The organism is Qipengyuania sp. (assembly GCF_043423005.1).
Lineage (GTDB): Bacteria > Pseudomonadota > Alphaproteobacteria > Sphingomonadales > Sphingomonadaceae > Qipengyuania.
The window spans coordinates 1-26,034 of sequence record NZ_JBHWMI010000031.1; the positions used below are offsets into that span (position 1 = coordinate 1).

Here is a 26,034-nt window from a genome sequence, read left to right on the forward strand (position 1 = left end):
AGGATACCCTCTACCGGGCCGGCGGATGCGCCGCTTGCCATCGTCACTCCCTTTCCTGTGCCCGAAAGTGACCAGCGGCTGATGGCTGCGATCCTGCAGGCGATGGGCCTCGTGCAGCAGGAACTGTTCCTTGCCAGCGTCCTGCCGACGCCGGTGACGCTTCCCGAATGGACCGGTCTTGCCGAACGCGGGCTGGCCGACCTTACGCACCACCATCTTGGCCTTGCGCGACCCGCCCGGATAATCGCCTTCGATCGTGCGCTTGCGCCGGTCTTCGCGGTTCCCGCGGCCCACGCCCGCATGCCGCAAATGCTGACGATTGCCGGCCGCCCCGTCCCCCTTCTGCTCGGCCCCGGACTTGGAGAACTTGTCCGGTCGCCAGAGCATCGCAAAGCCTTCTGGAATCGCTGGCTCGATTGGACCTCATGACTACCCTGCGCCTCCTTCTCGCGTCCTGTGCTGCGGGCATTGCCGCAATGGCCCCATCCCTCGCCCATGCCGACAGCACGGCATATTTCACGCGGTCCCATTCGGCAGCTCTGCCAAGCCTGCTATCGAACGAGGACCGGCTCTATTACGGCTCGCTGTTCGAGGCGATCGCGTCCGAGAATTGGACCCGGGTGGAAGTCCTTCTGACAGAGCGCGCCGATGGGCCTCTCCACTCGGTTGCGCTGGCACGATACTATCTCCATCCGAACAGCCCGCGGATCGAACTCGGGCGGGTCCAGCAATGGCTGGCCCGGTATGGCGAAACGCCCGATACCGAAGCGATCATCCGGCTGGGCCGGACACGCGGACTGGTCGATGCGCCCATATTGTCGGCAGGCGGCGAGCTTGTCCGCCAGCCGGGCATGACCAAACGCATCCTTCCTCGCACGATCGAGGACGGGACGATGCCGGCGGAAGTGCGCGCCGCTATACTCGAGCGGATCGTGGCCGACGATCCCGATGGCGCCCGGCTTTTGCTGGACGGGATCGACAACGCGCTTTCGTCGCAGGCGCGGGCCGAATGGCGTCAACGGGTGGCATGGTCCTATTACATCGAAAACCGCGACGCCGATGCCTGGGCCATGGCGCGGATGGTGCGCGAAGGCAGCGGCCCGTGGGTCGCGGAAGGGGACTGGGTCGCCGGTCTTGCCGCCTGGCGGTTGGGAAATTGCGCCGCGGCGGCGGACTCCTTCGCCGCCGTGGCGTTGGGCGGCGCGTCGACCGCGGAACTGAGCACCGCGGCCCATTACTGGGCGGCCCGATCGCTGCTGCGGTGCCGCAAGCCGGCCGAGGCGCAAAGGCATCTGCAAGCTGCCGCGCGATACGACGAAACGCTTTACGGCATGCTGGCGCTCGAACAGTTGGGGCAGGATTTGCCAGCGCGCCATGCCACGCCCGATCTTACCGGCGACGACTGGGAGCGGATAAGCAATCAACCTGCCGTGCGCCAGGCTGTCATGCTGGCCGAAATCGGACGCCGCGCCGAGGCCGACGAGGCACTGCGTTGGCAGGTTCGCCGGACCAGCGCGCGCGATTACCCCGCCCTTACCAAGCTGGCGCGGGCGCTGGGTCTGGCCGGCACGCAGACATTCATGGCCTACAACGCACCGCGCGGCGCCGTCTCGCCGCCCAGCCTGCGTTGGCCGGTCGCCTATCATCGCCCGCATGGCGGCTGGAAGGTCGATCCTGCGCTTGCCTTCGCGCACGCCTTGCAGGAATCGAACTTTCGCGAGAGTGTCGTCAGCCCGGCCAATGCCATCGGCCTCATGCAGGTGCGCCCGATTGCGGCACGGGAATACGGTAATTCGATCGGTCTCAGCGCCGCGGCCGATCTCAAGGACCCGGCGACCAACCTTGCCTTCGGGCAGCGGGCACTGGAAGCTCTGAGCCAATCGTCCGCGACGCGCGGGGCGCTGCCTAAGGTCATGGCGGCGTACAATGCCGGTCTTACCCCGGTGACGCGATGGAATGCCGAGATCGTCGATCAGAACGATCCCCTGCTGTGGATGGAATCGATCCCGTATTGGGAAACCCGCGGATATGTTTCCATCGTGATGCGCAATTACTGGATGTATCTGCGCCAGGCGGATGCCGCGGCGCCCAGTCGCAAGGCGCTAGCGGAAAATGACTGGCCCCAGTTCCCGAGGACCAGGTGATGGGTATCGATGAAAGCAAGGCGTTCAAGCCCGTCAACATCGCCCTGCTCACGGTGTCCGACAGCCGCACGGCGGCCGACGATCGTTCGGGCGACATTCTGGCGGACCGGATAACCACGGCCGGCCACAAGCTTGTCGCCCGTGACATCAGCCGCGACGATACGGACATAATCACCGCCCACCTGCATCGCTGGATCGATGATGAAACGGTCGATGTCGTCATCACCACCGGCGGTACCGGGGTAACGGGCCGCGACGTTACACCCGAAGTGCTGGAGCGGGTTGGCGACAAGGCCATCCCCGGTTTCGGAGAACTTTTCCGCTACCTCAGCTTTGCGACGATCGGGACCAGCACGATCCAGAGCCGTGCCTGTGCAGTGGTCGCTCGCGGAACCTACATCTTTGCGTTGCCGGGTTCGACAGGGGCGGTGAAGGATGGCTGGGACCAGATACTCGTCCATCAACTCGACAACCGCCATGCCCCCTGCAACTTTGTTGATCTGATGCCTCGCCTGCGGGAACGCTGAAAACGCATTTCCGAATATCTATGTTCCGTGTATGTTCTTCATCATGGAATCGCCCGGCCAACCACCTGTCCGTGGACGCGGCGCCCAATCCGGCGCCGTGCCTACCCGTTTCGGCCTCGCCACCCGGGAGGTCGACGGCGAATGGCGGGACCACATGGAAGCCTTGGCAAGGAACGAGGGTGAGATTCCTTCACGCCTGACCACCACGGTTACGGAAGAGCGTCCGCGCACCATTCTGAGCTTCAATCAGTCTCCCGACATTTTCTTCGATCGCTCGATCAACGCCTATCGCGGCTGCGAACACGGCTGCGTCTATTGCTTTGCCCGGCCGACCCATGCGTATCACGACCTCTCGCCCGGTCTCGATTTCGAGACGCGGCTGTTCGCCAAGTCGAATGCCGCGGAGTTGCTGCGCGAGACGCTTGCGAAGCGCAACTACCGCCCGCAACCGATTGCCTTCGGCAGCAACACTGATCCCTATCAGCCGATAGAGCGGCGCTATCGCATCACCAGGCAGCTGCTCGAAGTCTGTCTCGATACCCGGCACCCTGTCACTATCACGACCAAGTCGGACCGCGTGCTGGACGATCTGCCGCTGTTGGTCGAATTGGCCGAGCGGCGACTGGTGGCGGTCGCAATCTCGATCACCAGTCTCGACCCAACGCTCTCGGCAAAGCTCGAGCCGCGAGCAGCTTCTCCTGCCAAACGGCTCCAGGCGCTCGAGAAACTTGCGGCTTCAGGGGTGCCGACCCATTGCTCGATCGCGCCGGTCATTCCGGCAATCACGGATGAGTTCATGGAGGAGATCGTCCAGCGCGCGGCGGCGATCGGTGCCGGCAGCGTGGGCTGGATACCTTTGCGCCTGCCACACGAGGTCGCGCCGCTATTCCGCGAGTGGCTCAGCGTGCATTTTCCCGAACGCGGCGACAAGGTGATGAGCATTGTCCAATCGATCCGCGGCGGGCGCGACAATGATCCGAACTTCTTTTCCCGCCTCCGGCCAACCGGAGTATGGGCAGACCTGTTCCGGGCCCGCTTCCGCCTTGCCTGCAGGCGGGCAGGCGTGGGCAAGAACAAGTTCGAGCTCGATTGCACCCGGTTCCGCCCGCCCACAAGCGGGGGGCAATTGCGTTTGCTCTAGAAGATCAGAATGTCCCGCCGGGCTGGCCGGGTGCGAACCGGATTAGCCGGCTGTCTTCTACAGCGGCGCTCCGATTGACGACGGCATGCTGATACACCGGATCCTTGATCATTTCGAAGAAGGCGGCCGCATGCGGATAGGCGGCAATGAAGCCATCGTCCCAGCGCATCGCGTCTGGTCCGGTCACAACCGCCTCGAACACCCCGCGCCAGACGATTTCGCCGCCGACCCGGCGAAAGATCGGACCGCTGGTCTTGCCATACTCCTCGTACGCACGCCGTCCGCTCCACCCCATTGCCGCGTTGGGATGGCCTGCTGGATAATCAGCCTTTTCCCGATAACGCAGAAGGTTGAGCATCTGGATCGGCGTGTCCCGCGGCAATGCCTTGAAGGCGGCGAAGTTGCCCGGCGCCGGATCGATGTATCGCTCGTTCATCGCCAATTCCTTTCAAACGTCGATTTCCCGCCATTCACCGGGTTTCAGGCCGTCGACACCCCATGGGCCGATGCGCCAACGGACAAGACGCAGCGTCGGCAGGCCGACCGCCGCGGTCATCCGCCGCACTTGCCGGTTGCGTCCTTCGGTTATCTCGAGCGCAATCCAGCTATCAGGCACGCTCTTGCGATAGCGCACCGGCGGATCCCGCGGCCACAACGGCGGCGGTTCGATCCGCTTTGCCCGGGCCGGCCGAGTGCGGCCGTCTTTAAGGTCAACCCCGGCAGCGAGCCGGTCGATTGCATCCTCCCCCGCGTCGCCCTCGACCTGTGCGAGATAGGTCTTGGGCATCTTGTACCGCGGCTCGGCGATGCGGGACTGCAGCGCCCCATCGTCGGTGAGCAGGAGAAGACCCTCGCTATCCTTGTCGAGCCGGCCCGCAGGATAGACCGCCGGTATATCGATGAGGTGCGCAAGCGTGTCAGCTTGCCCCCCGCTCCCGCCGCTGAATTGCGACAGCACGCCATAAGGCTTGTTGAGCAGGATCAGGCGGCTCATGCCAATACCGTGCGCGCATGGCGAGTGGCCGGGACCCGCGGCTCAGCCAAGCCGGTAGTCCGAGAAGCGGTCGCGCAGGTCTTTCTTGCTGATCTTGCCGGTGGCGGTGTGCGGAATATCGTCAACGAATTCGATCGCATCGGGCAACCACCACTTTGCGACCTTGTCCGACAGATAGCCGAGGATGGACTCGCCATCGCAGGAGGCCCCCTCCTTGCGAACGACGAACAGCACGGGGCGCTCTTCCCACTTGGGGTGATAGACGCCGATACACGCCGCCTCTGCCACCGCCGGATGGCCCACCGCGGCGTTTTCGAGTTCGACCGAGGAAATCCATTCCCCGCCCGATTTGATGACGTCCTTGGTACGATCGGTCAGTTGCAATGTCCCGTCGGGGTGCAACACCCCGACGTCGCCCGTATCGAACCAGCCATCGGGGTCGGCGGCATCCTCGTCCGCCTTGAAATAGCGTTGCAGCACCCACGGGCCGCGGATCTGCAAGGCACCCGATGTCTGCCCGTCACGGGGAAGGACCTTGGCAGGATCGTCCAGATCCACCGTGCGCAGTTCCACGCCGAAGATCGGGCGTCCCTGGCGCATCGTGATGGCGACCTTCTCGTCGAAACTGAGCATGTCCCAATCCGCAGTCGGACCTCCGACCGTGCCGATTGGCGACGTCTCGGTCATGCCCCAGGCGTGCTGCACGCGGGTGCCGTTCTTCATCAGCCGTTCGATCATGAAGCGCGGTGCCGCCGATCCGCCGATCGTGGCCGCCCGCAGCGGGGGCAGGTCCAGCCCATTGGCATCGCAATACTGGAAATGTGCCAGCCATACCGTCGGCACCCCGGCGCTGTCGGTTACCCCTTCGCGCAGCATCAGATCGTGCAGCACCGCGGGGTCGTTGACGGCCGAAAAGACGAACTTGATCCCCGCCATCGCCCCTGAATAGGGCAGTCCCCAGCTGGCCGCATGGAACATCGGCACGACGGGGAGCATCACCGACGAGGCACTGAAATTGAACGCGCTTGTCTGAAGCCCTGCAAGGGCGTGCATCACGGTTGAACGATGTTCGTACTGAACCCCCTTGGGATGGCCGGTGGTTCCGCTGGTGTAACAGATCATGCAGGGATCGCGTTCGCCGCCCGTCACCCAGGCAAAATCGCCATCCTGTTCCGCAATCCAGTCTTCGAAGCCGCGTGCCTTGCCGCCTTCGGGCGGATCGTAGCAGATGTAATGCTCGACCGTAGGCCAGCGGCCGCGCATACGGTCCACGATCGGCTGAAACGCTGCATCATACAGAAGCACGCGATCCTCGGCATGGTTGACGATATATTCGAGCTGATCGTCGAACAGGCGCGGGTTCACCGTATGCAGCACCCCGCCCATCCCCGCGACGCCATACCAGCTGACGAGGTGCCGCGCGTGGTTCATCGCCAGGCTGGCCACGCGATCGCCCTTGTCGATGCCGAGCGCCTGCAAGGCCTGCGCCATCTTTAGCGCATCCCGGCGGATACCTGCCCATGTGGTACGGGTTTCGCTGCCATCGGCCCAGCGGCTGACGATCTCGCGCGTCCCCGCCTCCCGCGCGGCGTAATCGATGACATGGGTGACCCGCATCGGCCAATCCTGCATCGCACCCAGCATTCGTCTCTCCTTTTTCGCGCGGCCTCTACCGGGCCAGTCAGGCAACCAGGCGCAAGTGCGGCGCTGCCCGGCGTTTACTGAGCTGGACCTTGGCAATCCCGGCGATGCTTGCCAAGCGTTCGGCAAGCTCGCCATCGAGCGCAAAGTCGCGGCCAAGGCAGAATAACGGCTGATCTTCGCCCTCTATCCGCAGCGCGAGAACGACCTCGTCCTTTCCTGCGCCGGCACGCGAAAGCTCAGCGGCCAGCGCCTCGATCGCTGCCGGATCGCTCGCCTCCAGCGTCATCATCATCGGCGTCGAGCCGCGAACTTCGGTGAGAGGGGTACCGCCGCGCACCGTAATCCGGGGCGGTTCGTCCGGTCCGGCGGAATCGAGTTCCACTTGCAACAGGACGCAGGTCTGTTCATCGGCCCAGCGGGTAAACCGTTCGACCATGCCTTCCTCGAAGCAGGCTGCGCTGAACTGGCCCGTCGCATCCGAAAAGTCCGCCCGGATGAAGGGCTTGCCGCGGCGGGTGGTGCCCTTGCTGACGCTCTCGACCATCGCCGCCATCACCGCATTGCTGCGCCCGGCGGATGAGCCCCCGCTCATCAGCGAGGCGTAGGAACGCGCCCCGTTGGCCGATGCGATATCGCGCCATGCGGCGACCGGGTGGGCGGAAAAATAGAAGCCGAAATTTTCCCGCTCGCGTGCCATGCGCTCGGCACGCGGCCATTCCTCGACCGGCTTGAGCCGCAAGGTATCGCCCGGTTCGTCTTCCCCGCCGAACAGCCCCCCCTGCCCGCTCGTCCGCTCGCGCTGTGCCGCGTCGGCAACCGCGAGCAGCATGTCCGCATTGGCGGCCACCCGGGCCCGGTTCGGCTCCAGCACGTCGAGCGCTCCGGAACACGCGAGCGCCTCGAGCTGGCGCGAATTCATTGCGCCTCGGGGAAGGCGCTCGAACAGATCCTGAAGACTTGCGAAGGGGCCGGCTGCTTGCCGTTCCTCAACGATCGCCTCCATCGCCTTTTCGCCAACGTTGCGGATACCGGCAAGGGCATAACGCACGGCGAACCCGTCATCGGTCCGCTCGACGGTGAACTCCGCTTCAGAGCGATTGATGCACGGCGGGGCAATGTCCACCCCGAGCCGCCGGGCATCGTCGACGAAAACAGCCAGCTTTTCGGACTGGTGCATGTCGAAGCACATCGAGGCGGCGTAGAATTCCTCGGGATAATGCGCCTTCAGCCACGCGGTCTGGTAAGCGAGCAGGGCATAGGCTGCGGCATGGCTCTTGTTGAAGCCATAGCCGGCAAACTTGTCGATCAGGTCGAACAGTTCGTTGGCCTGCCCCGTCTCGATGCCGCTGATCGACTTGCAGCCGTCCACGAAGCGCTGCCGCTGTGCGTCCATTTCGGCCTGGACCTTCTTGCCCATCGCCCGGCGCAAGAGGTCAGCCTCGCCGAGCGAATATCCGGCCAGGATCTGCGCGGCCTGCATGACCTGTTCCTGATAGACGAAGATGCCGTAGGTTTCTGCAAGGATGCCCTCGAGCTTGGGGTGGGGATATTCGATCGGCACCTCGCCCGCCTTGCGCCTGCCGAACAGCGGGATGTTGTCCATCGGACCCGGCCGATAGAGCGAGACGAGCGCGATGATATCCTCGAACTTGGTCGGCTTCACTGCCGTCAGCGTTCGCCGCATGCCTTCGGATTCAAGCTGAAAGACGCCCACTGTATTGCCCGATTTGAGCAATTCGAAGACGCCCGCATTGTCAAGCGGCAATTGCGCGAGGTCAATTGCAATATCGCGGTTCTGCAGCAGGTCGGTCGCCTTCTTGAGGACCGAAAGGGTCTTGAGCCCGAGAAAATCGAACTTGACCAGCCCGCTGCTCTCGACGTTCTTCATGTCGTATTGGGTGACCGGCATGTCCGATCTGGGATCGCGGTAAAGCGGCACCAGTTGCGCCAGCGGACGGTCACCGATGACGACGCCTGCGGCATGGGTCGACGAGTTGCGGGGAAAGCCTTCCAGCTGCATCGCCAGGTCGACCAGTTTCTTGACCTGATTGTCGTTATCGTATTCGCGCTTGAATTCGGACGACCCGTTGAGCGTTCGCATCAAGGTCCACGGATCGGTGGGGTGATTGGGGACCAGCTTGCAGATCCGGTCCACATGGCCGTAGCTCATCTGCATGATCCGCCCCGTATCCCGCAGGACCGCGCGTGCCTTCAGCTTGCCGAAGGTGATGATCTGCGCGACGTGATCGTGGCCGTATTTCGCCTGGACATAGCGGATCACCTCGCCCCGCCGGGTTTCGCAGAAGTCGATATCGAAATCCGGCATGGAAACGCGCTCGGGGTTGAGGAAACGCTCGAACAGCAGGCCGAGACGGATGGGGTCGAGATCGGTGATCGTCAGCGACCAGGCGACAAGGCTGCCCGCCCCCGAACCGCGGCCGGGGCCGACGGGAATGTCCTGTTCCTTGGCCCATTTGATGAAGTCGGCAACGATCAGGAAGTAGCCGGGAAAGCCCATCTGGTTGATGATGCCGACTTCGAATTCCAGGCGCTCTTCATAGGCCCGGCGCTCCTCGGCCGACATGGCGGGATACAACGACAGGCGCGCATCGAGACCCTTGCGCGAATCCTCTGCCAACATGCGCGCCTCGCCTTCAAGATCGCCGGCGAGGCTGGGCAGGATCGGCGCGCGATAGGGCGGCGCAAAAGCACAGCGCCGGGCGAAGACCAGCGTATTGGCAGTCGCTTCGGGAAGATCGTCGAACGCCTCAAGCATCATGTGCGCGGTCTTAACGAAGCTTTCGGGATTGGACCGGGCGCGCTGTTCTGCGTCAATGTGCGTCGAATTGGCGATGCACAACATGGCGTCATGCGCCTTGTGCATGTGGGGTTCGGCGAAATTGGCCGGATTGGTCGCAATGAGAGGCAGATCGCGCGCATAGGCCAGATCGATGAGCGCGCCTTCCGCGGCGTCCTCGATCGCATCCCCGCGCCGGGCAAGCTCTATATAGAGCCGCTCGGGAAACAGGCGTTGGAGCCTGTCGAGGACGGCGGCGGCATGGCTCGCCTGCCCTTCGGCGAGCAACCGGGTGACCGCTCCCTCGCTCGCCCCGGTCAGGGCCAGCAGCCCGTCGGTCCTGCCTTCGAGATCAGCCCACTGGATGTGCGGTTCGAGTTCGAGCGGGCGTTCCAGGTGCGCCGCCGAAACGAGGTGGCACAGGTTGTCGTACCCTGCCTCGTCCTGGGCATAGAGAGGCAGGTAGTCGACGATCTTGCCATCGGCATCACGCCCGACGCCCAGCAAGCCGCCGATGATCGGTTGCACCCCTTGCGCCTTGCACGCCGCGGCGAACATGACCGCGCCGTAGAGGCCGTTACGATCGGCGATTGCCATGGCCGGAAAGCCGCGTTCCCGCGCCAGCTTCGCCATATCCTTGGGGTCGATCGCCCCTTCGAGCATCGAGTAGGACGACAGGACTCGCAGGGGAACGAACGGCTTGAAGGACATTGCGCGAGATTAGGAATTTCTGCGCAAACCGAAAGGCCCGGAGGCGACTTTCTCCCCCACCCGGGCCCGCCGCAAAGGATCAGCCCAGCAGGGCCTCGATATCGGCAGCAATGCTCTCAGGCTTGTCGGTCGGCCCATAGCGCCGCACGACCTGGCCCTCGCGATCGAGCAGGAACTTGGTGAAGTTCCATTTGATTGCCTTCGTGCCCATCAAGCCTGGCGCCTCAGCCTTGAGCCAGTCGAACAGGGGATCGGCGTGGGCTCCGTTGACATCGACTTTCGCCATCACCGGAAACGACAGACCGAAATTGACCGAGCAGAATTGGGCGATCTCGTCGTCCGATCCGGGTTCCTGACCGCCGAACTGATTGCTCGGAAACGCGAGGATTTCGAGCCCGCGATCGGCGTACCGGTCGTAAAGCTGTTGGAGCCCGGCGTATTGCGGAGTGAAGCCGCACTGGCTGGCGGTGTTCACGATAAGCAGCACCTTCCCGAGCTTATCCGCCAGGGACACGTCTTCGCCCCGCCCCGAACGGACGGTAAAATCCGCAACCGATGCCATCAGGCCGTAACGCCGCCGGGGAAATCGTCGCGTGCGGCAAGGTCGAGCGCTTCTGCAACGCTGTATTCGCGATCCCCTGCCTTGTGGATAACGTAGCGATCCCGGTCCGCCTCGGGCAGCAAGGTGAGGTAATGGATGACCTCGGCGAATGTGCCGCTGCGCACGCCCTTCGCACTGTCGAACAGGCCATTGCCATCATCGACCCGGTGGAGCGACGCGCGGTCTTCCCAGGCGGTCTCTCCGGTCGAGGCGGGTTCGGCGCGGAATGTAGTCGGATGATCGGACATCAAGGGCTCCCTTTTGCCGGTCAACGAGCAGGGGCGACCGACGTTTCCGGCAATCGTGCGATCAGGAAAGCAGCCCGTCATGGAGCCGGACGATCCGGTCCATCCGCCCGGCCAGCCGCTCGTTGTGGGTGGCGATGAGGGCAGCGCTTCCCTCGCCCCTCACCAACTCGAGAAATTGCGCCAGCACCTTGTCCGAGGTCGCCTCGTCCAGGTTGCCGGTCGGCTCGTCTGCCAGCACCAGCTTGGGACGGTTGGCGAGCCCGCGGGCAACCGCCACTCGCTGCTGTTCGCCGCCGGACAACTGGCTGGGGCGATGGGTCAGGCGATGCTGCAGCCCAAGCGCCGAAAGCAGGTCTCGCGCGCGTTCCTCGGCTTCGGCCTTGGGCTTGCCGGCGACCAGCTGCGGCAGGACGACGTTCTCCGTGGCATCGAAATCCGGGAGCAGGTGATGAAACTGATAGACGAAACCCAGATGCTCCCGCCGCAGGACGGTACGGGCGTGCGCATCCGATATTGCGGCCGCCTGCCCGGCGAGGCGGATTTCGCCGCCGAACCCCCCTTCCAGCAGGCCGACCGCCTGGAGCATGGTGGACTTGCCCGAACCCGAAGGGCCGAGCAGCGCCACGATCTCGCCCGGCATGATCGCCAGATCGACACCGCGCAGGACGTCGATCCGTTCGCCGCCCTGTTCGAAGCTGCGGGTCAGCCCGCGAAGTTCGACGACCGGGTCACTCATAGCGCAGCACCTGAACAGGATCCGTCCCCGCCGCCTTGAACGCAGGGTAGAGCGTGGCGAGAAAACTCAGCAGCAAGGCCAGAAGGACGATCGCGATGACTTCGATCGGATCGACCTTTGCGGGGATGGCGGACAGAAAGCGAACCTGCGGATCCCACAGGTTCTGCCCCGTCACCCGTCCGATGAGCCAGACGATCTGTTCGCGGAAGGTCAGGACGAGCGCGCCCAGCGCCAGACCGGCCAGCGTGCCGATCGCGCCCACGGTAAAGCCCGTGGTGACGAATATCTTGACCAGGCTGTTTCGCGAAGCGCCCATGGTTCGCATGATGGCGATATCCCTGGTCTTTGCCCGGACCAGCATCACCAGGCTGGAAAGGATGTTGAAGGCGGCCACCAGAACCATGAAGCTGAGCGCGAAGGCCATTGCCGCGCGTTCAACCTGCAAAGCCTCGAACAGCGTTCCGTTGATCGTCTTCCAGTCCTGCACCACGGCGCGTCCAGCCAGCTTCTGCTGAACCGGTGCCATGATCGTTTCGACCGTATCGGGGTCCGTAACCGTCACCTCGATCATCTGCACCGCATCGCCGATAAGCAGCAGGGTCTGCGCATCCTGCATCGGCATGACGACATAGGCGCCGTCATAGTCGTAGATCCCGATCTCGAAGATCGCCGCGACTTCGTACCCCACCTGACGCGGGACGGTTCCGAAGGGAGTCGCCCGGCCCTGGGGATTGATGATGGTGATGGTATCGCCAACCCGCGCGCCGATGTTCTCGGCCAGCCGCGCGCCGATGGCGACCTTGCTGGCCCCGGGCTGAAGCTGCGCGATGTTCCCGCTCACCACCTTGCTGCCGAGCGCGCGAATATCCTGCATGGTATTCCCGCGCAGCAGGATGGCCTCGACCCGGCCGTTGAATGTCGTGAGCAGGGGTTGTTCGATAAGGGGTGAGGCGGCAACGACATCGGGCGTGTGGCGCACGTCCTGAAGCACGCTTTCCCAATCGTCGAGCCGGCCGCCATAGGCCTGCACGATCGCATGGCCGTTCAGCCCAACGATCTTGTCCAGCAGTTCGGCACGGAAGCCGTTCATCACGCTCATCACGATGACCAGCATCGCCACCGACAGCATGACCACGGTGATCGAAATCCCTGCCACAAGAGCGATGAAGGCCTCGCTTCGTCCAGGCAGGAGATAACGCCGGGCGATCGTGCGTTCGAAAGGGGAAAGGATCAAGGCGGGTCCGTATCTGTGTCCGTCTGCTCGGCTGCCTGTAGGCACACATCGCGTAACGCGCAATGTCTGCCGCGGCCTCGGGCCCGGTTACCGGCCGCGCACTTGTAATCGCGGCGCAAGATCGCCATTGGAGCGTCTCTCCACGACGCGGCAACGGTATCGTCCATGAACATCACCCACCCGTTTCATGACGCGGATGGCGACACGCTGCGCGAGGAATGCGGCGTGTTCGGTGCCATCAACGCCATGGATGCCGCAGCGGCCACTGCGCTGGGCCTGCATGCGCTGCAGCATCGCGGGCAGGAGGCAGCGGGGATCGTCGCTTTCGACGGTACCGAATTTCGCGCCCGGCGCGGGCTTGGCCATGTCGTGGAGAATTTCTCGGCACCCGAAGCGATAGCCGAACTTCCCGGGACGATGGCCGCCGGCCATGTGCGCTATTCGACCACCGGCGGTGCCGGCTTGCGCAACGTTCAGCCGCTGTATGCCGACCTTGCCAGCGGCGGATTTGCCGTGGCGCACAACGGGAACATCTCGAACGCTGGAACCCTGCGCGAGGACCTGGTCCGTAGAGGTGCCATTTTCCAGTCGACCTCCGACACCGAGGTCATCATCCATCTGGTCGCAACCAGCCGCTATCCCACCATCGTCGATCGGCTGGTCGACGCCTTGCGGCTGCTCGAAGGGGCTTATGCGCTGATCGTGATGACGCCGGAAGGCATGATCGCCTGCCGCGATCCGCTCGGCATTCGTCCGCTGGTCATGGGGCGGATCGGGGATGCGACCCTGTTCGCCAGCGAAAGCGTCGCATTCGACGTGGTCGGTGCAGAGATGATCCGCGAGGTCGAGCCGGGCGAGCTGATCCGCGTCGACTTCGACGGACAGACCGAGAGCCTACGACCGTTCGGGACGCATTCCTCACGGCCATGCATATTCGAACACGTCTATTTCAGCCGGCCCGACAGCGTGTTTGCCGGTCGCAGCGTCTATGAGGCGCGCAAGGCGATCGGCGCCGAACTCGCCCGCGAATGCCCCGTCGAAGCGGATCTTGTCGTTCCGGTGCCCGATAGCGGGGTTCCGGCGGCGATCGGCTATGCCCAGGCGTCCGGCATTCCGTTCGAACTGGGTATCATCAGGTCGCACTATGTCGGGCGAACCTTCATCCAGCCTTCGGACGGTGCGCGCAACGCCGGAGTGAAGCGCAAGCACAACGCCAATCGCGAACTGGTCCGGGGCAAGCGCATCGTCCTGATCGACGATTCCATCGTTCGCGGCACGACCTCGCTCCAGATCGTGGAGATGATGCGCGATGCGGGGGCAAGCGAAGTGCATTTTCGCGTCGCTAGTCCGCCTACGGCACATAGCTGCTTCTACGGGGTCGACACGCCGGAGCGCTCAAAGCTGCTTGCCGCTCGCCTCGAACTCGATCCGATGCGCGAGTTCATCAAGGCAGACAGCCTCGCCTTCATCTCGATAGACGGTCTCTATCGTGCGGTCGGGCAGCAGGGGCGCGATGCTGCGTGCCCGCAATTCTGCGATGCCTGCTTTACCGGTGACTATCCTACCTCGTTGACTGATCTCGCCCGCCGCGAGCGGCAGGACGATCAGCTTGTCCTGCCGGTCGGCAAGGTCGCCTGATGCCGGCATCGCTTGACGGCAAACTTGCGCTGGTGACGGGTGCGAGCAAGGGGATCGGCGCTGCCACTGCGGTCGCCCTTGCCGCAGCCGGAGCGCATGTGATCCTGACCGGCCGTGATGTCCGCGCGCTCGAAAGTGTCGAGGACCTCATCCATTCCTCGGGCGGGCAGGCGACGATCGCGCCCGTCGATCTCGAACAGGGTGACGGGATCGCACGGCTTGCCGCCGCAGTCGGCTCGCGCTGGGACAGGCTGGATATTCTGGTGATTGCAGCCGCCTACTTGCCGAACCTCACCCCGGTCACGCAGATCGAAGGCAAGCAATTCAACCGCGCTTTGACTGTGAACGTTCTTGCGACACAGGCCTTGCTGGCGAATTTCGATCCTCTGCTGAAGCGGGCAGAGCATGGGCGCGTGATCGGCCTTACCAGCAGCGTAGGCAGTGCCCCCCGCGCTTATTGGGGAGCCTATGGGGCGAGCAAGGCAGCGTTCGAGCACCTGCTCGAAAGTTATGGCCGCGAGGTTGAAAAGATCGGCGATGTGCGCGTCGCCATCGTCGATCCCGGCGCAACACGCACGGCGATGCGCGCCAAAGCCTATCCCGGGGAAGACCCGCAGACGGTGAAGGACCCGCAGACCGTCGCGGCCCGCTTGCTCGACCTCTTGGTTAATGACTTCCCCGCCCATCACCGCGAGCGCGTCGGCGGCTGAGTTAACCAAATCGAGATAATCTTCCTCAATCTAGTGGCGACATTATGAGGGGCGAAGACGCGCGGAGGGGCCTGCGCATGAGGCCTTTCGAACGCGACAGCAAAGGTGGACGGCTGATGACCTACCAGACGACCGATCGCTACTCCGTGGCTGCGCAGGAGGATCGTTGCGCACCGCGCACCCGGCTGACCATACCCGGACAGCTTCGGGCCAGCGGCGGCAGAGCCTTTCAGACCGTGGTGCACGATCTTTCGCTGTCCGGGTTCTCGGCTGCGGCCATCAACCGGATGCACGAAGGGCAGTTGTGCTGGCTGACCTTGCCAGGTCTTGAATCGCTTCAGGCGCAGGTGGTCTGGTGGGAAAACTGCATGGTCGGCTGCGCATTCGGCGAGCTTATTTCACCGATCGTGCACGACAATATCCTGGCCCGGTATTCGGGTCAGGGTGCCTACCGCTCGTACTGAAACGGGGCCCCTGCCCCGCCCGGCTACAAGGCCGCCGCCAGTTCCCCGACAACAGCACGAAACGCATCGCGATTTTCGCTATCGGTCGGCGTCGGCCAGTTGCTGATCACGACCACGACCATGCGCTTGTCCGGTACGATGGTCACGGCCTGCCCGAAGATACCCTGCGCCCCATAGGTGCCTTGCGGATAAGTCCACCATTGATAGCCATAGCCAAAGCCGGGGGCCCGCGGAGCGAAGCTGACGGCTGCGTCTGTCGCCTCTTCGAACCAGCCATCGGGGACCACCCCGTCCCCGCCTTCAAGCACGAATTGCCCGACCCGGGCATAGTCCGCAAGACGCAGGGAAATGCAGCAACCGGCGATGTTCCCGCCGGTAAGATCCTGCATCCAGAACATTCCGCCTGCCAGACCCGCCGGCTCGACGATCTTTTCGGCGGCATATTCGGCCAGCGGCTTGCCGGTGGCACGCTCGACGATCAGGCCGAGCAGGTTGGTCTCGAGAGTCTTGTACACCCACTTTTCACCCGCCGGCGCCTCGCGCTTAAGGGTGCGGGCATAGGTCACCGCCTGCGATTCCCCGGCGACCGGCGTCACCGCCAGCATCCGCGCGACATCGCTGGCCGGATCGGTGTAATCCTCGTTCCAGGCCACGCCCGAGGTCATTGTCGCAACCTGCTTGACGGTCACTCCGTCGTAAGCGGTCCCCAGCAGTTCGGGCAGGATCGAGGTCACCGGGACTTCCACGTTCGCGATGGCTCCATCCGCGATGGCGGCACCCAGCAGGGTCGAGGTCACGCTCTTCGCCACGCTGAAGCTCGTCCAGCGATCGTCAGGCGTCAGTCCCAGCCCGTAATGCTCGAACCGGATTTTCCCGTCCTGCAGGACCATCAGCCCGGCGGCGTCGGTCTGCCGGGCAAACTCGCGGAGCCGTTGTTGCTGGGCCGATGACAAGGGCGGCCCCTCCGGCAAGGGCCTGACCGTGCGTGCCGGCGCAACGTCGAGCCCGGCAAAGTATCGCTCCATCTTGCGGAACGCCGCCGACCGCCGCTCTGCGTCCCAGAACAGGATCGAATCCTTCGGGTCCATGCTGGGAGGGGTTTCGGGTTGGACAGCGGTCACGCGCGGCACGGCTTCCGGCGAAGGTGCCGGATAGCTCGCGCAACCCGCCAGCAACGACGCGACGATGATCGATATCGCTTTCCTCAAGACTGAACCCCCTTTTCGAGCGTGACGAGGTGCACGTCGATCCCGCCGCCGCGGAAGCCGCCCTCGCAATACATCAGGTAATAGCGCCACAGGCCAATAAAGCGCTGATCGAACCCCGCCGGGATGCGGCCATCGGCGACAGCATCGTCGAAATTGCTGCGCCAAAGGGCCAGCGTTTCCGCATAATCCTGACCGAAATCCTCCTGATCGCTCCACGAAAGACCGCGCGCTTCGGCAAGGCGCCGGAACTCGCTCGTCCGGATGAGCAAGCCACCGGGAAAAATATACGCCTGGATGAAATCGGCGCTGGTCGAATAGCGATCGAACAGTTCGTCCCTGATGGAGATGAACTGCACGACCGCCCGCCCGCCCGGGCGGAGCGTGCGAGCGAGACAGTCCATGAAGGTCCCCCAGTAATCGTGGCCGAGAGCCTCGACCATCTCGATGCAGACGATGCCATCGAACTGGCCGTCCACGTCGCGATAGTCGAGCTTGCGAAACACCGCGTTGGCGTCCTGCTGCCGGCGGGCCCAGGCAAGCTGTTCTTCCGAAAGGCTGATCGCGGTCACCTGCTTGCCCCGCCGCGCCAGATCATTCGCCAGCCCGCCCCAGCCGCACCCGATTTCCAGTACGGTGGTCGCGTCCCCGAGGCGCCGGGCAACGGCATCCCACTTCCGCCGCTGAGCGACTTCGAGACCATCGGCGCCTATCTGATAGGCTGACGAATAGCTCATCGTCGTATCCAGCCAGGCAGCGTAGAAATCATTGCCGAGATCGTAATGCGCGGCAATGTTCCTTTGCGCGCCCGCGTGAGTATTGCGATTGACCAGATGCGCCGCCTTCAGCGCCAGCCGGAACGGCCCCTTGGCCCGCGCCGTGTCGCCAAGGCGCACCGCATGCTGCATGAACAAGGCGAACAACGGCACGGGATCGGGGCTCCACCATTCCCCCGCCTCCCACGCCTGATACCAGCCGACCGAACCATGGCTCGCAAGCCGGAACAGCGCATTCCAGCTGCGCAGCTCGACCACGCATTCGAAGCCGGGGGCGCGGCCGCCCAGGGTGCGGCGCGTTCCATCGGGCAGGCGGCCGTGGATCGTGCCGGTTTCCAGCGCGGCGTCAATCCGGTCGAGGATACGACCGAGCGCCGGAGCGATCGCCCGGGCCAGCCATCCGGGCCGCCGGACAAAGGGCTCCGCCCGCTCGGTCAAGTCGGTTCCGCGGGGCGTGGCCGGCATATCCATGCCGTGCCTATGCCGCGCAGCCTTCGCGCCGACAAGCCCGCTAGGCGCGACTTTTCCGGTAGGCGGCGAGCGCCCGTTCCCGGGCCTCGCGATGGCCGATGCGTTTGACCGGATAGCTGCCCCGCCGATCGTCCGGCGGATCGTGGATCGCCTCGTCATCGAACTCGGCAAGCTCGGGCACATAGGTGCGGATGTAGGCTTGCGCGGCGAACTTCTCGCTCTGCGTGAGGGGCGCCATGATGCGGGTGAACATGTTGCTGTCCACCCCGGTGCCTGCGATCCACTGCCAGTTGACGCCGTTGTTGCCGTAATCTGCATCGACGAGGCAATCCCAGAACCATTGTTCCCCATGGCGCCAGTCGATCAGCAGGTGTTTCACCAGAAAGCTGGCGGTAATCATCCGCACCCGATTATGCATCCAGCCGACCTGCCACAACTGGCGCATTCCGGCATCGACGATGGGATAACCCGTGCACCCCTGCTGCCAGGCCTCGAGATCGCTTGCCGCCGCGGGATCCTTGGCCGGATCGCGCCACAGAGTTTTCTCATCCAGCTTGCGGTAGCTGCTGCTAGCGTAATCCGGGTACTGACAAATGACATTCTGCGCATAGTCACGCCACATCAGTTCCTTGGCGAAGGTCTGCCACCCGTCGCCGCGGGTATCGCACAGGCTGTGCCAGACCTGCGCGGGGCTAAGTTCGCCCCAGTGAAGATGCGGCGAAAAGCGCGAGGTCCGGTCATCCGAGGGCAGGTTCCGGCTCGAACCGTAGTCGGCCACATGCTCTTTCCACCAGTCCAGCCGTTCATGCGCAGCCTCTTCGCCCACGGCCCAGAACTTGCGCATTCCGCCCGCCCAGTCGGGCGCGGTCGGCAGCAGGCGCCAATCATCCAGCGTGTCGCTGTCGGGCCAGCGATCGGGCGCAGGGATGGCGGGCGGTTCCGGCAAGGGCTCGGGCGGCGGCATCTCCTCGTTCAAGGCTTTCGCGAACGGGGTATAGATCTTGTATGGCTGGCCCGATCCGGTCGTCACGCTTCCCGGCGGGCGGAGGTAGTTGCCGTCGTGCAGGGCAAGGTCCGCAGATTGCTCGAGTAGCTTTGCCAATTCGTCCTCGGCCTTCCGCCACCAGGGTTCGTAATGGCGCAAGGCATGAACGGCCCCGGCACCGGTCTCGTCCACCAGTTGCGCCAGGACCTGCGGCGCGGGTCCGCGGCGGAGGATGAGGCGCGAACCCTTCTTTTCAAGCGAGGCGGCCAGGCTGGCGAGGGAATGGTGCAGCCACCAGCGGCTCGCGGCACCCAGCTTGTGGTCCCCCGCCCGCTCGTCATCGAGGACATAGACCGGAATGACGGGGCCCAGGCTCGCGGCGTGATGGAGGGCGGGCTGGTCGGCGAGGCGCAGGTCGCGCCGCAGCCACACGATCTGGGGCTTGGTCATGGCGCAGGAACACGAGCCGGGGAACGTCTGTTCCGATTGCGATGAAACTTTCGTCTCCCCCCGGCCCCATCGATCGTCGCATCCTGTGGACCGCAAGCCTGATCCTGTGGACGGGATTTGCGATAACGGCGTCGGCTGTCTTCGGCGGGAAGGTAGAGGCGTTCGACCGGTGGGGACTGCTGGCTGCTCGCGCAGGGGGCGAGCATCGCTTCATCGGCTCGGCATTCGCGCTGGAAGCCGTGCGCGACATGACCGCGCTTGGCGGAGTGCTGCTGCGCAACCTGTTCATGCTTGGCGCGGCGGTTGCGCTCTTGTTGCTCGGTAGGCGGCGCGAGGCAGTGGTGTTTGCCCTGACCGTGGCGGGTGGCTGGATCGCCAATACGCTGGTCAAGGCGCTGATCGCGCGCGAGCGGCCTCAGATCGTCCCCCACTTGATGGAAGCGGGCGGCGAGAGCTTCCCTAGCGGCCACAGCTTCAACGCTGCCGTGGTGTATATCGCCATGGCGCTGGCCTTCGCCGCGCTCAGCCGGCGGCAGTCGGTGCGCTACACCCTGGTGGCCGGCGCGATGCTGCTGAGCGCGGCGATCGCGTGGAGCCGGGTGATGCTCGGCGTTCACTTCCCGAGCGACGTCGTGGCGGGCTGGCTCGGCGGCGCGGCCTGGGCGTTTACGGCGGCGGCGCTGCTGTACCGCCCGGCGGAGGCGGAGGTCCCTTCCGGATAGCCCGTTCTCCCTGAGCTTGTCGAAGGGCCTCGCTCGACCGACACCTCAACGCTCCGTCCTTCGACAGTCTCAGGACGAACGAGGGTTGGTTCAAAGCGGCTCACACCTAACCTCGGGCAACGCCACGGTGAACCGGTCGCGGGCGAGCGGATCGTAATAGCGCGCGTCGCGCAGGATCACCGAACCATCCGGCGCGCGCTCGGCGAAAGGTGCGCGGGACCAGAAGAGGAAGGCATCAAGTTCATTGTTCTGGGGACGCAGGTGCTTCAGCGTATCAAGCCTGCACTCACCAACAAGGCTCTGGCGTATGTAGTAACGGTTTTCGTCGTATGGCTCGATCAATTCTCGGGACCAAGACGCAAAGGGCAATGGACTTGCAATCGCCGGCTGGCCTGAAGCTGACACGCCAACCATCCATGAGATTACTGCATTTACTGCGATATACAGAGTTGCGCCGACCAGCGCGACCTGGGCTGGTGTCCGCCAATCTCGTTCATGTCTTTCTCGCCGCAGAGAGAGCCATGTCGCAAATCCCATCCCCGCCCACAGCCACACGTCGATGATGAACAGCACGTCGCCATAGAACCAGCGGCTGGAGAACGGCTCCAGCAGGCGGATGCCGTAGACGTTGAGCCAGTCGAGCGCGGGGTGGGTCAGCGTCGCCATAAAGGCGAGGCCGTAAAGCCAGCGAAAGCGGACGGGCAGCCGCCCCTCCGGCCGTTTCCCGCGCCGCGCCTGCCAGCGGTCGAAGCCGTAGAGCAAGCCGGCCAGCACCAGCGGCAGCAGCACCCACGCGATCGGGCCATGAGTGATCCCGCGGCGGAAGGCGAGATGCTCCACACCGTCGAGCCACAGGAAGCACGCGGCATCGACATCGGGGATGTTCGCCCCCATGATCAGCGCCGGCATGGCGAGCCCGGTTTTCCGCTTCAGCCCCGCCTGGCCGAGGAGCGCCCCGGCAAGGCCATGAGTCAGATTGTCCATTGGATTTCCCCCCGCGCAATCCCGGCGCTGTCACACTTGTCACACTGTCCTGGCGTGAAAACTGCTGCGCCGCGACAAGCCGATGGGTGAAGGCGATTGCGGGGCGAACTGGCTGGCATAAAGCCGGCGCTATCAGCGGCACAATTCGTAGGAAAACCCTATCGCACCGGCTCGTCGGCGTTGGGGGCGCCCTGCCCTTCGGGACGGCTGCTGACCGGGTCGGCGGCGTTGTCGCCCACCGTCCAGGTCTGACCCTGCGCCAGCAGGCGGGCAAGGTTGGCCTGCTTGCCTTCGCTCGCCCGGCGGCGTTCCTCGATCACCGCGCTCTCGAAGGTGGGGGCGGGATCGTCATACAGCACGCCCAGCGCCATCGGGAAGGGACCGAAGGGCATCTCCACCAGCAGATGCGCCAGCACCCGGTTGGTCACATCATGGACGAGCACCCCCGCCCCCTGCCAGTCATCACCGGCAACCTCGACCACGCGCAGCGACAGCGTGGTGGTGTCCAGCGCGATGCCCCGCGTCCCGCCGGCAAACAGCATGGGCTTGCCGTTCTCCAGCCACAGCTGGCGATCCTCCGCCCCCTTGGGCGCGGCGAAATCGTCGAACACGTCCTTGTTGTAGACGATGCAGTTCTGGAAAATCTCGATGAAGGCGGCCCCTTGGTGGGCGTGCGCGGCGATCAGCACCTCGGGCAGGTTCTTCGACACATCGAACCCGCGGGCGACGAAGCGCGCTCCTGCACCCAGCGCGAAAGCGGCGGGCTTGGCCGGATGGTCGACACTGCCGAGCGGGGTCGACGGGCTGCGCGTCCCTTCGCGGCTGGTAGGCGAATACTGGCCCTTGGTGAGGCCGTAGATCTCATTGTTGAACAGCATGATCTGCATGTTCACATTTCGACGAAGAACATGCATCAAGTGATTGCCGCCAATGGACAATCCATCGCCGTCGCCCGTCACCAGCCAGATATCGAGATCGGGATTGGCCAGCTTCACCCCGGTCGCCACAGCCGGCGCGCGCCCGTGGATGGTGTGGAAGCCATAGCTTTCCATGTAATACGGAAAGCGGCTGGAGCAGCCGATGCCGCTGACGAACACCGTGTTCGCGGGGTCTGCTCCAAGCTGCGGCAGCGTGCGCTGCACCGCCTTCAGGATCGCATAGTCCCCGCAGCCCGGGCACCAGCGCACTTCCTGATCGGTTTCCCAGTCCTTCAGCGTGGTGCTCACCATCGCCTTGGGGGCGGTCATGTCGTTCATGCTCGGTCCTCGCTTTGCGGCGATGCGGTTCCAGTACGGAGCGAGCCATCGTCGTGGCCGCTCTCCATGCTCGGCAATTGCTGTTCGTTGGGTTCGATCACCGCTCCTCCGGCATCGCCGGGCCGCCCGTCGAAATAGGTCGCGATCGCGGCCTCCAGCTCGGCGATCTGAAACGGCTGCCCGCTAGTCTTGGTCAGCGGCTGGGCATCGACGAGATACTGGTCCCGCAGCACGGTCTTGAACTGGCCGGTATTCATCTCGGGCACCAGCACGCGATCGAACCCGTGCAGCAATTCGCCCAGATTGGCGGGCAGCGGCCAGACGTGGCGCACATGGATATGGCTGACATCCATCTTCCTCGCCCGCGCGCGGCCCACTGCCTGATGGATCGGCCCGTAGGTCGAACCCCAGCCGACCACCGCGAGCTTGCCGGATGTGCCGCCCAGACAGACCTCCTGATCGGGCACCGCGATACCTTCGATCTTGGCCTTGCGCAGATCGGTCATGCGCTGATGGTTGTCGGGCGAATAGTCGATATTGCCGGTGAGCTCGTGCTTCTCGATCCCGCCGATGCGGTGCATCAGCCCGGGCGTTCCGGGCCGGATCCACGGCCGCGCGCCCTTGCCGTCGCGCTTGTAGGGCAGGAGCTTGTCGTCGTTCCGCTCGCTTAGAAACTCGGCCGGGAACGGGGTGTAGCTGTCCGGGTTCGGCACCTTCCACGGTTCGGCGGCATTGGCGATGTAGCCATCAGTGAGCAGCATCACCGGGGTCATGTATTCGACCGCGATGCGGCACGCCTCGATCGCGCAGTCGAACGCATCGGAGGGGCTGCGCGCCGCGATCACCGGCATCGGCGCGTCGCCATTGCGGCCATAGACCGCCTGATAGAGGTCGCTCTGCTCGGTCTTGGTGGGCAGCCCGGTGGAGGGTCCCCCGCGCTGCGAATTGACGATCACCAGCGGCAGTTCGACCATGATGGCAAGACCCATCGCCTCGCCCTTGAGCGCGATGCCCGGCCCGCTCGACGAGGTGACGCCAAGCTGGCCGGCATAGCTCGCCCCGATGGACGCGCAGATCGCCGCGATCTCGTCTTCCGCCTGGAAGGTCGTGACGCCGAATTCCTTGAGCCGCGCCAGATGGTGGAGGATGGCCGAGGCCGGCGTGATCGGATAACCGCCGAAGAACATGGGCAGGTCGGCCAGCTGCGCGCCTGCCACCAGGCCCAGGCTGATCGCCTCGGCCCCGGTCACGGTGCGATACAGCCCCGGCGCCGAATCGACCGGATCGATGTGCACCTGGCGTAGCGGGCCGGAAAGTTCGGCCGTTTCGCCATAGGCGTGCCCCGCGTCGAGCGCGGCGATATTGGCTGCCGCAATGTCGGGCGCCTTGGCGAACTTCTGCTTCAGCCACGCATGAAGCGGATCGCGCGGCCGGTCGAACATCCACAGCGCCAGACCCAGCGTCCACATGTTCTTCGAGCGCAAGGCATCCTTGTTGCCCAGCCCATAGGGCTTGACCGCCTCGATGGTGCGTTCCGAAATGTCGAAAGCCAGCACGTCGTACTTGGCGAGGCTGCCATCTTCCAGCGGGTTGGCCTCGTAATGCGCCTTCTCGAGATTGCGCTTGGTGAAGGCCCCGGTATCGGCGATGATCAGACCACCGGGCTTGAGCGCACCGAGGTTGGTCTTGAGCGCCGCCGGGTTCATCGCCACCAGCACGTCGGGGGCATCGCCCGCGGTGTCGATCTCGCGGCTGCCGAAGTTGATCTGGAACGCGGAAACGCCGAACAGCGTCCCCTGCGGTGCGCGGATCTCGGCCGGAAAATCGGGAAAGGTCGCCAGATCGTTGCCGGCGAGCGCGGTCGAAAGGGTGAACTGCCCGCCGGTCAATTGCATGCCATCGCCCGAGTCCCCGGCGAAGCGGACGACCATGGCTTCGGGTGCGGCGGTCTGGCGATCGGGATCGACGGTGGTGGTGGTGGCGGCTGTTGCCATCCGGAAGTATCCTCGTCACGCACCGGCGTGTCGCGGTGCAAAGTCCTGTTGCACAAGGCAGCTAGGGGGCAGCCGGCGCCTTCGCAAACAAGAAATGGAGCCTAGCCCGAAAATACCCTGTGGCAAAGCGGAGCATGCCGGTTAGTCTCGCCTGCAAACCGGTTTGGAAGGGGCAAGGTCGATGAGCGATTCCGAAGTTTTCGTGCGCGAGGACGTGCGCGGCTTTCTGCAGATGCTCGAACAGATGGGCGGCAAGGGCGTGGACGAAGTCGGCGCGGTCGAGGGGCGGCAGCAGATGAAGATGCTGGGCGCTCTGGCCGAGACCGCCCCGCGCGACCTTGCCGTGGTGCGCGATCTCGCCTGCCCGGGCCCTGCCGGGGACATTCCGCTGCGGCTTTACGATGCCCGCGAGACGCGCGAGCCGTCGCCGGTGGTGGTGTTCATCCACGGAGGCGGGTTCGTGATCGGCGATCTCGATATCTACGAGGCGCTGTGCACCGAGTTTGCGCACCGCCTCGACCTGCCGGTCGTCTCGGTCGACTATCGTCTCGCGCCCGAGCACCCCTTCCCCGCCGCGCCCGACGATTGCGAGGCCGCGGTGCGTTGGATCGCCTCTTCGCCCGAGGCGCTCGGCCGCCAGGTCACCGGCCTTGTCGTCACGGGCGACAGTGCGGGCGGCAACCTCACCATCGTCACCACCAACCAGCTGATGAACGAGCCGGCCGCGGTGCCGGTGATCGTCCAGGCGCCGATCTATCCGGTGGCCAGCGACATCACCCGGCATGGCAGCTTCCGCCAGTTTGCCGAAGGGTATCTCCTCACCGCCGCCACCATGGGTTTCTTCACCCGCTCTTACGGGGGCGACCCATCCGACCCGCGCCATACCCCGATGGCCGGCGACTGCACCAACATCCCGCCGACCGTGCTGTGCACCGCCGGGCTCGATCCCTTGCGCGATTCAGGCCGCGAATACGCCGCGCACCTCATCCAGCAGGGGACCGACGTCTGCTATCTCGAGTTTTCCGGCATCGTCCATGGGTTCACGACCCTGCGCAAGGCGATTCCCAGCGGGCAGAAGGACCTCGAGGCCTTCCTCGACGCCGTCGCCCTGATGGTGGAGCGATACCGATGAGCGAACTCGGTTATCGTCCCTGCGTCGGTGTGATGCTGGTCAACGACAGGGGACGCGTCTTCGTGGGTCGGCGGATCGACAACAAGGAAGGCGACTGGTGGCAGATGCCGCAGGGCGGGGTTGACGAGGGCGAGGACCTGCGCGCCGCCGCACTGCGCGAACTGGCCGAGGAAACCGGCGTCGATGCGCAGCACGTCACGCTTCTCCAGCAGATGGAAGAGCCGGTCCGCTATGATCTGCCCGAGGAACTGATCGGCAAGCTGTGGGGCGGCCGGTATCGCGGCCAGGAACAGGTCTGGTTCCTGGCACGCTTCGCCGGGGAGGATGGCGACATCCGCCTTGACGCGCACGATCCGCCGGAATTCTGCGACTGGAAATGGGTCGAGCCCGATCAGCTTCCCGATCTGATCGTGCCGTTCAAGAAACGGGTTTATCGCGCCGTCGTCGACGCGTTTCGCGAACTGGTGTGA

23 protein-coding genes and 1 pseudogene are annotated in these 26,034 nt (G+C 64.6%); 10 read left to right on the forward strand and 14 right to left on the reverse strand.

Annotated elements, in window-relative coordinates:
- From ACHFFA_RS05295 to ACHFFA_RS05310, 4 genes and pseudogenes are all read left to right on the forward strand, one after another.
- Window positions 1–429, forward strand: a pseudogene (locus tag ACHFFA_RS05295) (hypothetical protein); the annotation flags it as partial.
- A 47-nt stretch (window positions 430–476) separates the two neighbouring features.
- Window positions 477–2,144, forward strand: coding sequence for a transglycosylase SLT domain-containing protein (locus ACHFFA_RS05300; protein WP_394269800.1), 1,668 nt, complete (start codon window positions 477–479; stop codon window positions 2,142–2,144).
- The gene (gene moaB, locus ACHFFA_RS05305; protein ID WP_394269801.1) at window positions 2,144–2,671 is read left to right on the forward strand and encodes a molybdenum cofactor biosynthesis protein B; all 528 of its coding nucleotides are present in this window, start codon (window positions 2,144–2,146) and stop codon (window positions 2,669–2,671) included. The genes ACHFFA_RS05300 and moaB overlap by 1 nt, the downstream gene beginning before the upstream one ends.
- 43 nt (window positions 2,672–2,714) lie before the next feature.
- The gene (locus tag ACHFFA_RS05310; protein WP_394269802.1) at window positions 2,715–3,812 is read left to right on the forward strand and encodes a PA0069 family radical SAM protein; all 1,098 of its coding nucleotides are present in this window, start codon (window positions 2,715–2,717) and stop codon (window positions 3,810–3,812) included.
- A 4-nt stretch (window positions 3,813–3,816) separates the two neighbouring features.
- Here the strand turns inward: ACHFFA_RS05310 and ACHFFA_RS05315 are convergent, their stop codons facing one another.
- The 8 genes from ACHFFA_RS05315 to ACHFFA_RS05350 all read right to left on the reverse strand — a co-directional run bounded on the left by ACHFFA_RS05315 (window position 3,817) and on the right by ACHFFA_RS05350 (window position 12,777).
- Window positions 3,817–4,248 (reverse strand): DUF1330 domain-containing protein, encoded by a 432-nt coding sequence (locus ACHFFA_RS05315; RefSeq protein WP_394269803.1) that lies wholly within the window; start codon window positions 4,246–4,248, stop codon window positions 3,817–3,819.
- Between the two features lie 12 nt (window positions 4,249–4,260).
- Window positions 4,261–4,806 (reverse strand): pseudouridine synthase, encoded by a 546-nt coding sequence (locus tag ACHFFA_RS05320; protein WP_394269804.1) that lies wholly within the window; start codon window positions 4,804–4,806, stop codon window positions 4,261–4,263.
- Between the two features lie 42 nt (window positions 4,807–4,848).
- Window positions 4,849–6,450, reverse strand: a complete 1,602-nt coding sequence (locus ACHFFA_RS05325; protein WP_394269805.1) for a long-chain fatty acid--CoA ligase — start codon at window positions 6,448–6,450, stop codon at window positions 4,849–4,851.
- Window positions 6,451–6,487: 37 nt separating this feature from the next.
- A complete protein-coding gene (dnaE, locus tag ACHFFA_RS05330) occupies window positions 6,488–9,958 on the reverse strand; it encodes a DNA polymerase III subunit alpha (RefSeq protein ID WP_394269806.1) in 3,471 nt (1,156 codons plus the stop codon).
- Between the two features lie 79 nt (window positions 9,959–10,037).
- Entirely contained in the window at window positions 10,038–10,520 is a 483-nt protein-coding gene (locus ACHFFA_RS05335; protein WP_394269807.1) for a glutathione peroxidase, read from the reverse strand.
- The gene (locus ACHFFA_RS05340; protein WP_394269808.1) at window positions 10,520–10,807 is read right to left on the reverse strand and encodes a hypothetical protein; all 288 of its coding nucleotides are present in this window, start codon (window positions 10,805–10,807) and stop codon (window positions 10,520–10,522) included. Before ACHFFA_RS05340 ends, ACHFFA_RS05335 begins: the two co-directional genes overlap by 1 nt.
- A gap of 61 nt (window positions 10,808–10,868) precedes the next feature.
- On the reverse strand, window positions 10,869–11,543 hold the full coding sequence (locus tag ACHFFA_RS05345) for an ABC transporter ATP-binding protein (protein WP_394269809.1): 675 nt from the start codon (window positions 11,541–11,543) through the stop codon (window positions 10,869–10,871).
- Complete coding sequence (locus ACHFFA_RS05350; RefSeq protein ID WP_394269810.1) at window positions 11,536–12,777, reverse strand: lipoprotein-releasing ABC transporter permease subunit; 1,242 nt, start codon at window positions 12,775–12,777, stop codon at window positions 11,536–11,538. The genes ACHFFA_RS05345 and ACHFFA_RS05350 overlap by 8 nt, the downstream gene beginning before the upstream one ends.
- Before the next feature lie 165 nt (window positions 12,778–12,942).
- Between ACHFFA_RS05350 and purF the strand changes: the two genes are divergently transcribed.
- The 3 genes from purF (at window position 12,943) to ACHFFA_RS05365 (ending at window position 15,589) form a co-directional block, all read left to right on the forward strand.
- Entirely contained in the window at window positions 12,943–14,415 is a 1,473-nt protein-coding gene (gene purF, locus ACHFFA_RS05355; RefSeq protein ID WP_394269811.1) for an amidophosphoribosyltransferase, read from the forward strand.
- Window positions 14,415–15,125 carry an SDR family NAD(P)-dependent oxidoreductase gene (locus tag ACHFFA_RS05360; protein ID WP_394269812.1) on the forward strand — a complete coding sequence of 237 codons (711 nt, stop codon included), beginning with the start codon at window positions 14,415–14,417 and terminating at the stop codon, window positions 15,123–15,125. Before purF ends, ACHFFA_RS05360 begins: the two co-directional genes overlap by 1 nt.
- Window positions 15,126–15,241: 116 nt before the next feature.
- Window positions 15,242–15,589, forward strand: coding sequence for a PilZ domain-containing protein (locus ACHFFA_RS05365; protein WP_394269829.1), 348 nt, complete (start codon window positions 15,242–15,244; stop codon window positions 15,587–15,589).
- Window positions 15,590–15,612: 23 nt separating this feature from the next.
- On the opposite strand, the gene ACHFFA_RS05370 is transcribed toward ACHFFA_RS05365, so the two are convergent.
- Genes ACHFFA_RS05370 through ACHFFA_RS05380 form a run of 3 tightly spaced genes read right to left on the reverse strand, consistent with a single transcriptional unit; the run spans window position 15,613 to window position 19,476 of the window.
- Window positions 15,613–16,797 (reverse strand): serine hydrolase, encoded by a 1,185-nt coding sequence (locus tag ACHFFA_RS05370; protein ID WP_394269813.1) that lies wholly within the window; start codon window positions 16,795–16,797, stop codon window positions 15,613–15,615.
- Window positions 16,794–18,041: a class I SAM-dependent methyltransferase gene (locus tag ACHFFA_RS05375; RefSeq protein ID WP_394269814.1), complete on the reverse strand. Its 1,248-nt coding sequence runs from the start codon at window positions 18,039–18,041 to the stop codon at window positions 16,794–16,796. Before ACHFFA_RS05375 ends, ACHFFA_RS05370 begins: the two co-directional genes overlap by 4 nt.
- Before the next feature lie 40 nt (window positions 18,042–18,081).
- Window positions 18,082–19,476 carry a cryptochrome/photolyase family protein gene (locus ACHFFA_RS05380; protein WP_394269815.1) on the reverse strand — a complete coding sequence of 465 codons (1,395 nt, stop codon included), beginning with the start codon at window positions 19,474–19,476 and terminating at the stop codon, window positions 18,082–18,084.
- Window positions 19,477–19,517: 41 nt separating this feature from the next.
- Here ACHFFA_RS05380 and ACHFFA_RS05385 point away from each other — a divergent pair, with 41 nt between their 5' ends.
- Window positions 19,518–20,198: a phosphatase PAP2 family protein gene (locus tag ACHFFA_RS05385; RefSeq protein ID WP_394269816.1), complete on the forward strand. Its 681-nt coding sequence runs from the start codon at window positions 19,518–19,520 to the stop codon at window positions 20,196–20,198.
- Between the two features lie 90 nt (window positions 20,199–20,288).
- On the opposite strand, the gene ACHFFA_RS05390 is transcribed toward ACHFFA_RS05385, so the two are convergent.
- From ACHFFA_RS05390 to ACHFFA_RS05400, 3 genes are all read right to left on the reverse strand, one after another.
- Window positions 20,289–21,182 (reverse strand): metal-dependent hydrolase, encoded by an 894-nt coding sequence (locus tag ACHFFA_RS05390; protein WP_394269817.1) that lies wholly within the window; start codon window positions 21,180–21,182, stop codon window positions 20,289–20,291.
- Window positions 21,183–21,340: 158 nt separating this feature from the next.
- Complete coding sequence (locus ACHFFA_RS05395; RefSeq protein WP_394269818.1) at window positions 21,341–22,438, reverse strand: 2-oxoacid:ferredoxin oxidoreductase subunit beta; 1,098 nt, start codon at window positions 22,436–22,438, stop codon at window positions 21,341–21,343.
- Window positions 22,435–24,432: a 2-oxoacid:acceptor oxidoreductase subunit alpha gene (locus tag ACHFFA_RS05400; protein ID WP_394269819.1), complete on the reverse strand. Its 1,998-nt coding sequence runs from the start codon at window positions 24,430–24,432 to the stop codon at window positions 22,435–22,437. Before ACHFFA_RS05400 ends, ACHFFA_RS05395 begins: the two co-directional genes overlap by 4 nt.
- 181 nt (window positions 24,433–24,613) lie before the next feature.
- On the opposite strand from ACHFFA_RS05400, the gene ACHFFA_RS05405 reads away from it, so the two are divergent.
- The gene (locus tag ACHFFA_RS05405; RefSeq protein ID WP_394269820.1) at window positions 24,614–25,564 is read left to right on the forward strand and encodes an alpha/beta hydrolase; all 951 of its coding nucleotides are present in this window, start codon (window positions 24,614–24,616) and stop codon (window positions 25,562–25,564) included.
- Window positions 25,561–26,034 carry an RNA pyrophosphohydrolase gene (locus ACHFFA_RS05410; protein ID WP_394269821.1) on the forward strand — a complete coding sequence of 158 codons (474 nt, stop codon included), beginning with the start codon at window positions 25,561–25,563 and terminating at the stop codon, window positions 26,032–26,034. Before ACHFFA_RS05405 ends, ACHFFA_RS05410 begins: the two co-directional genes overlap by 4 nt.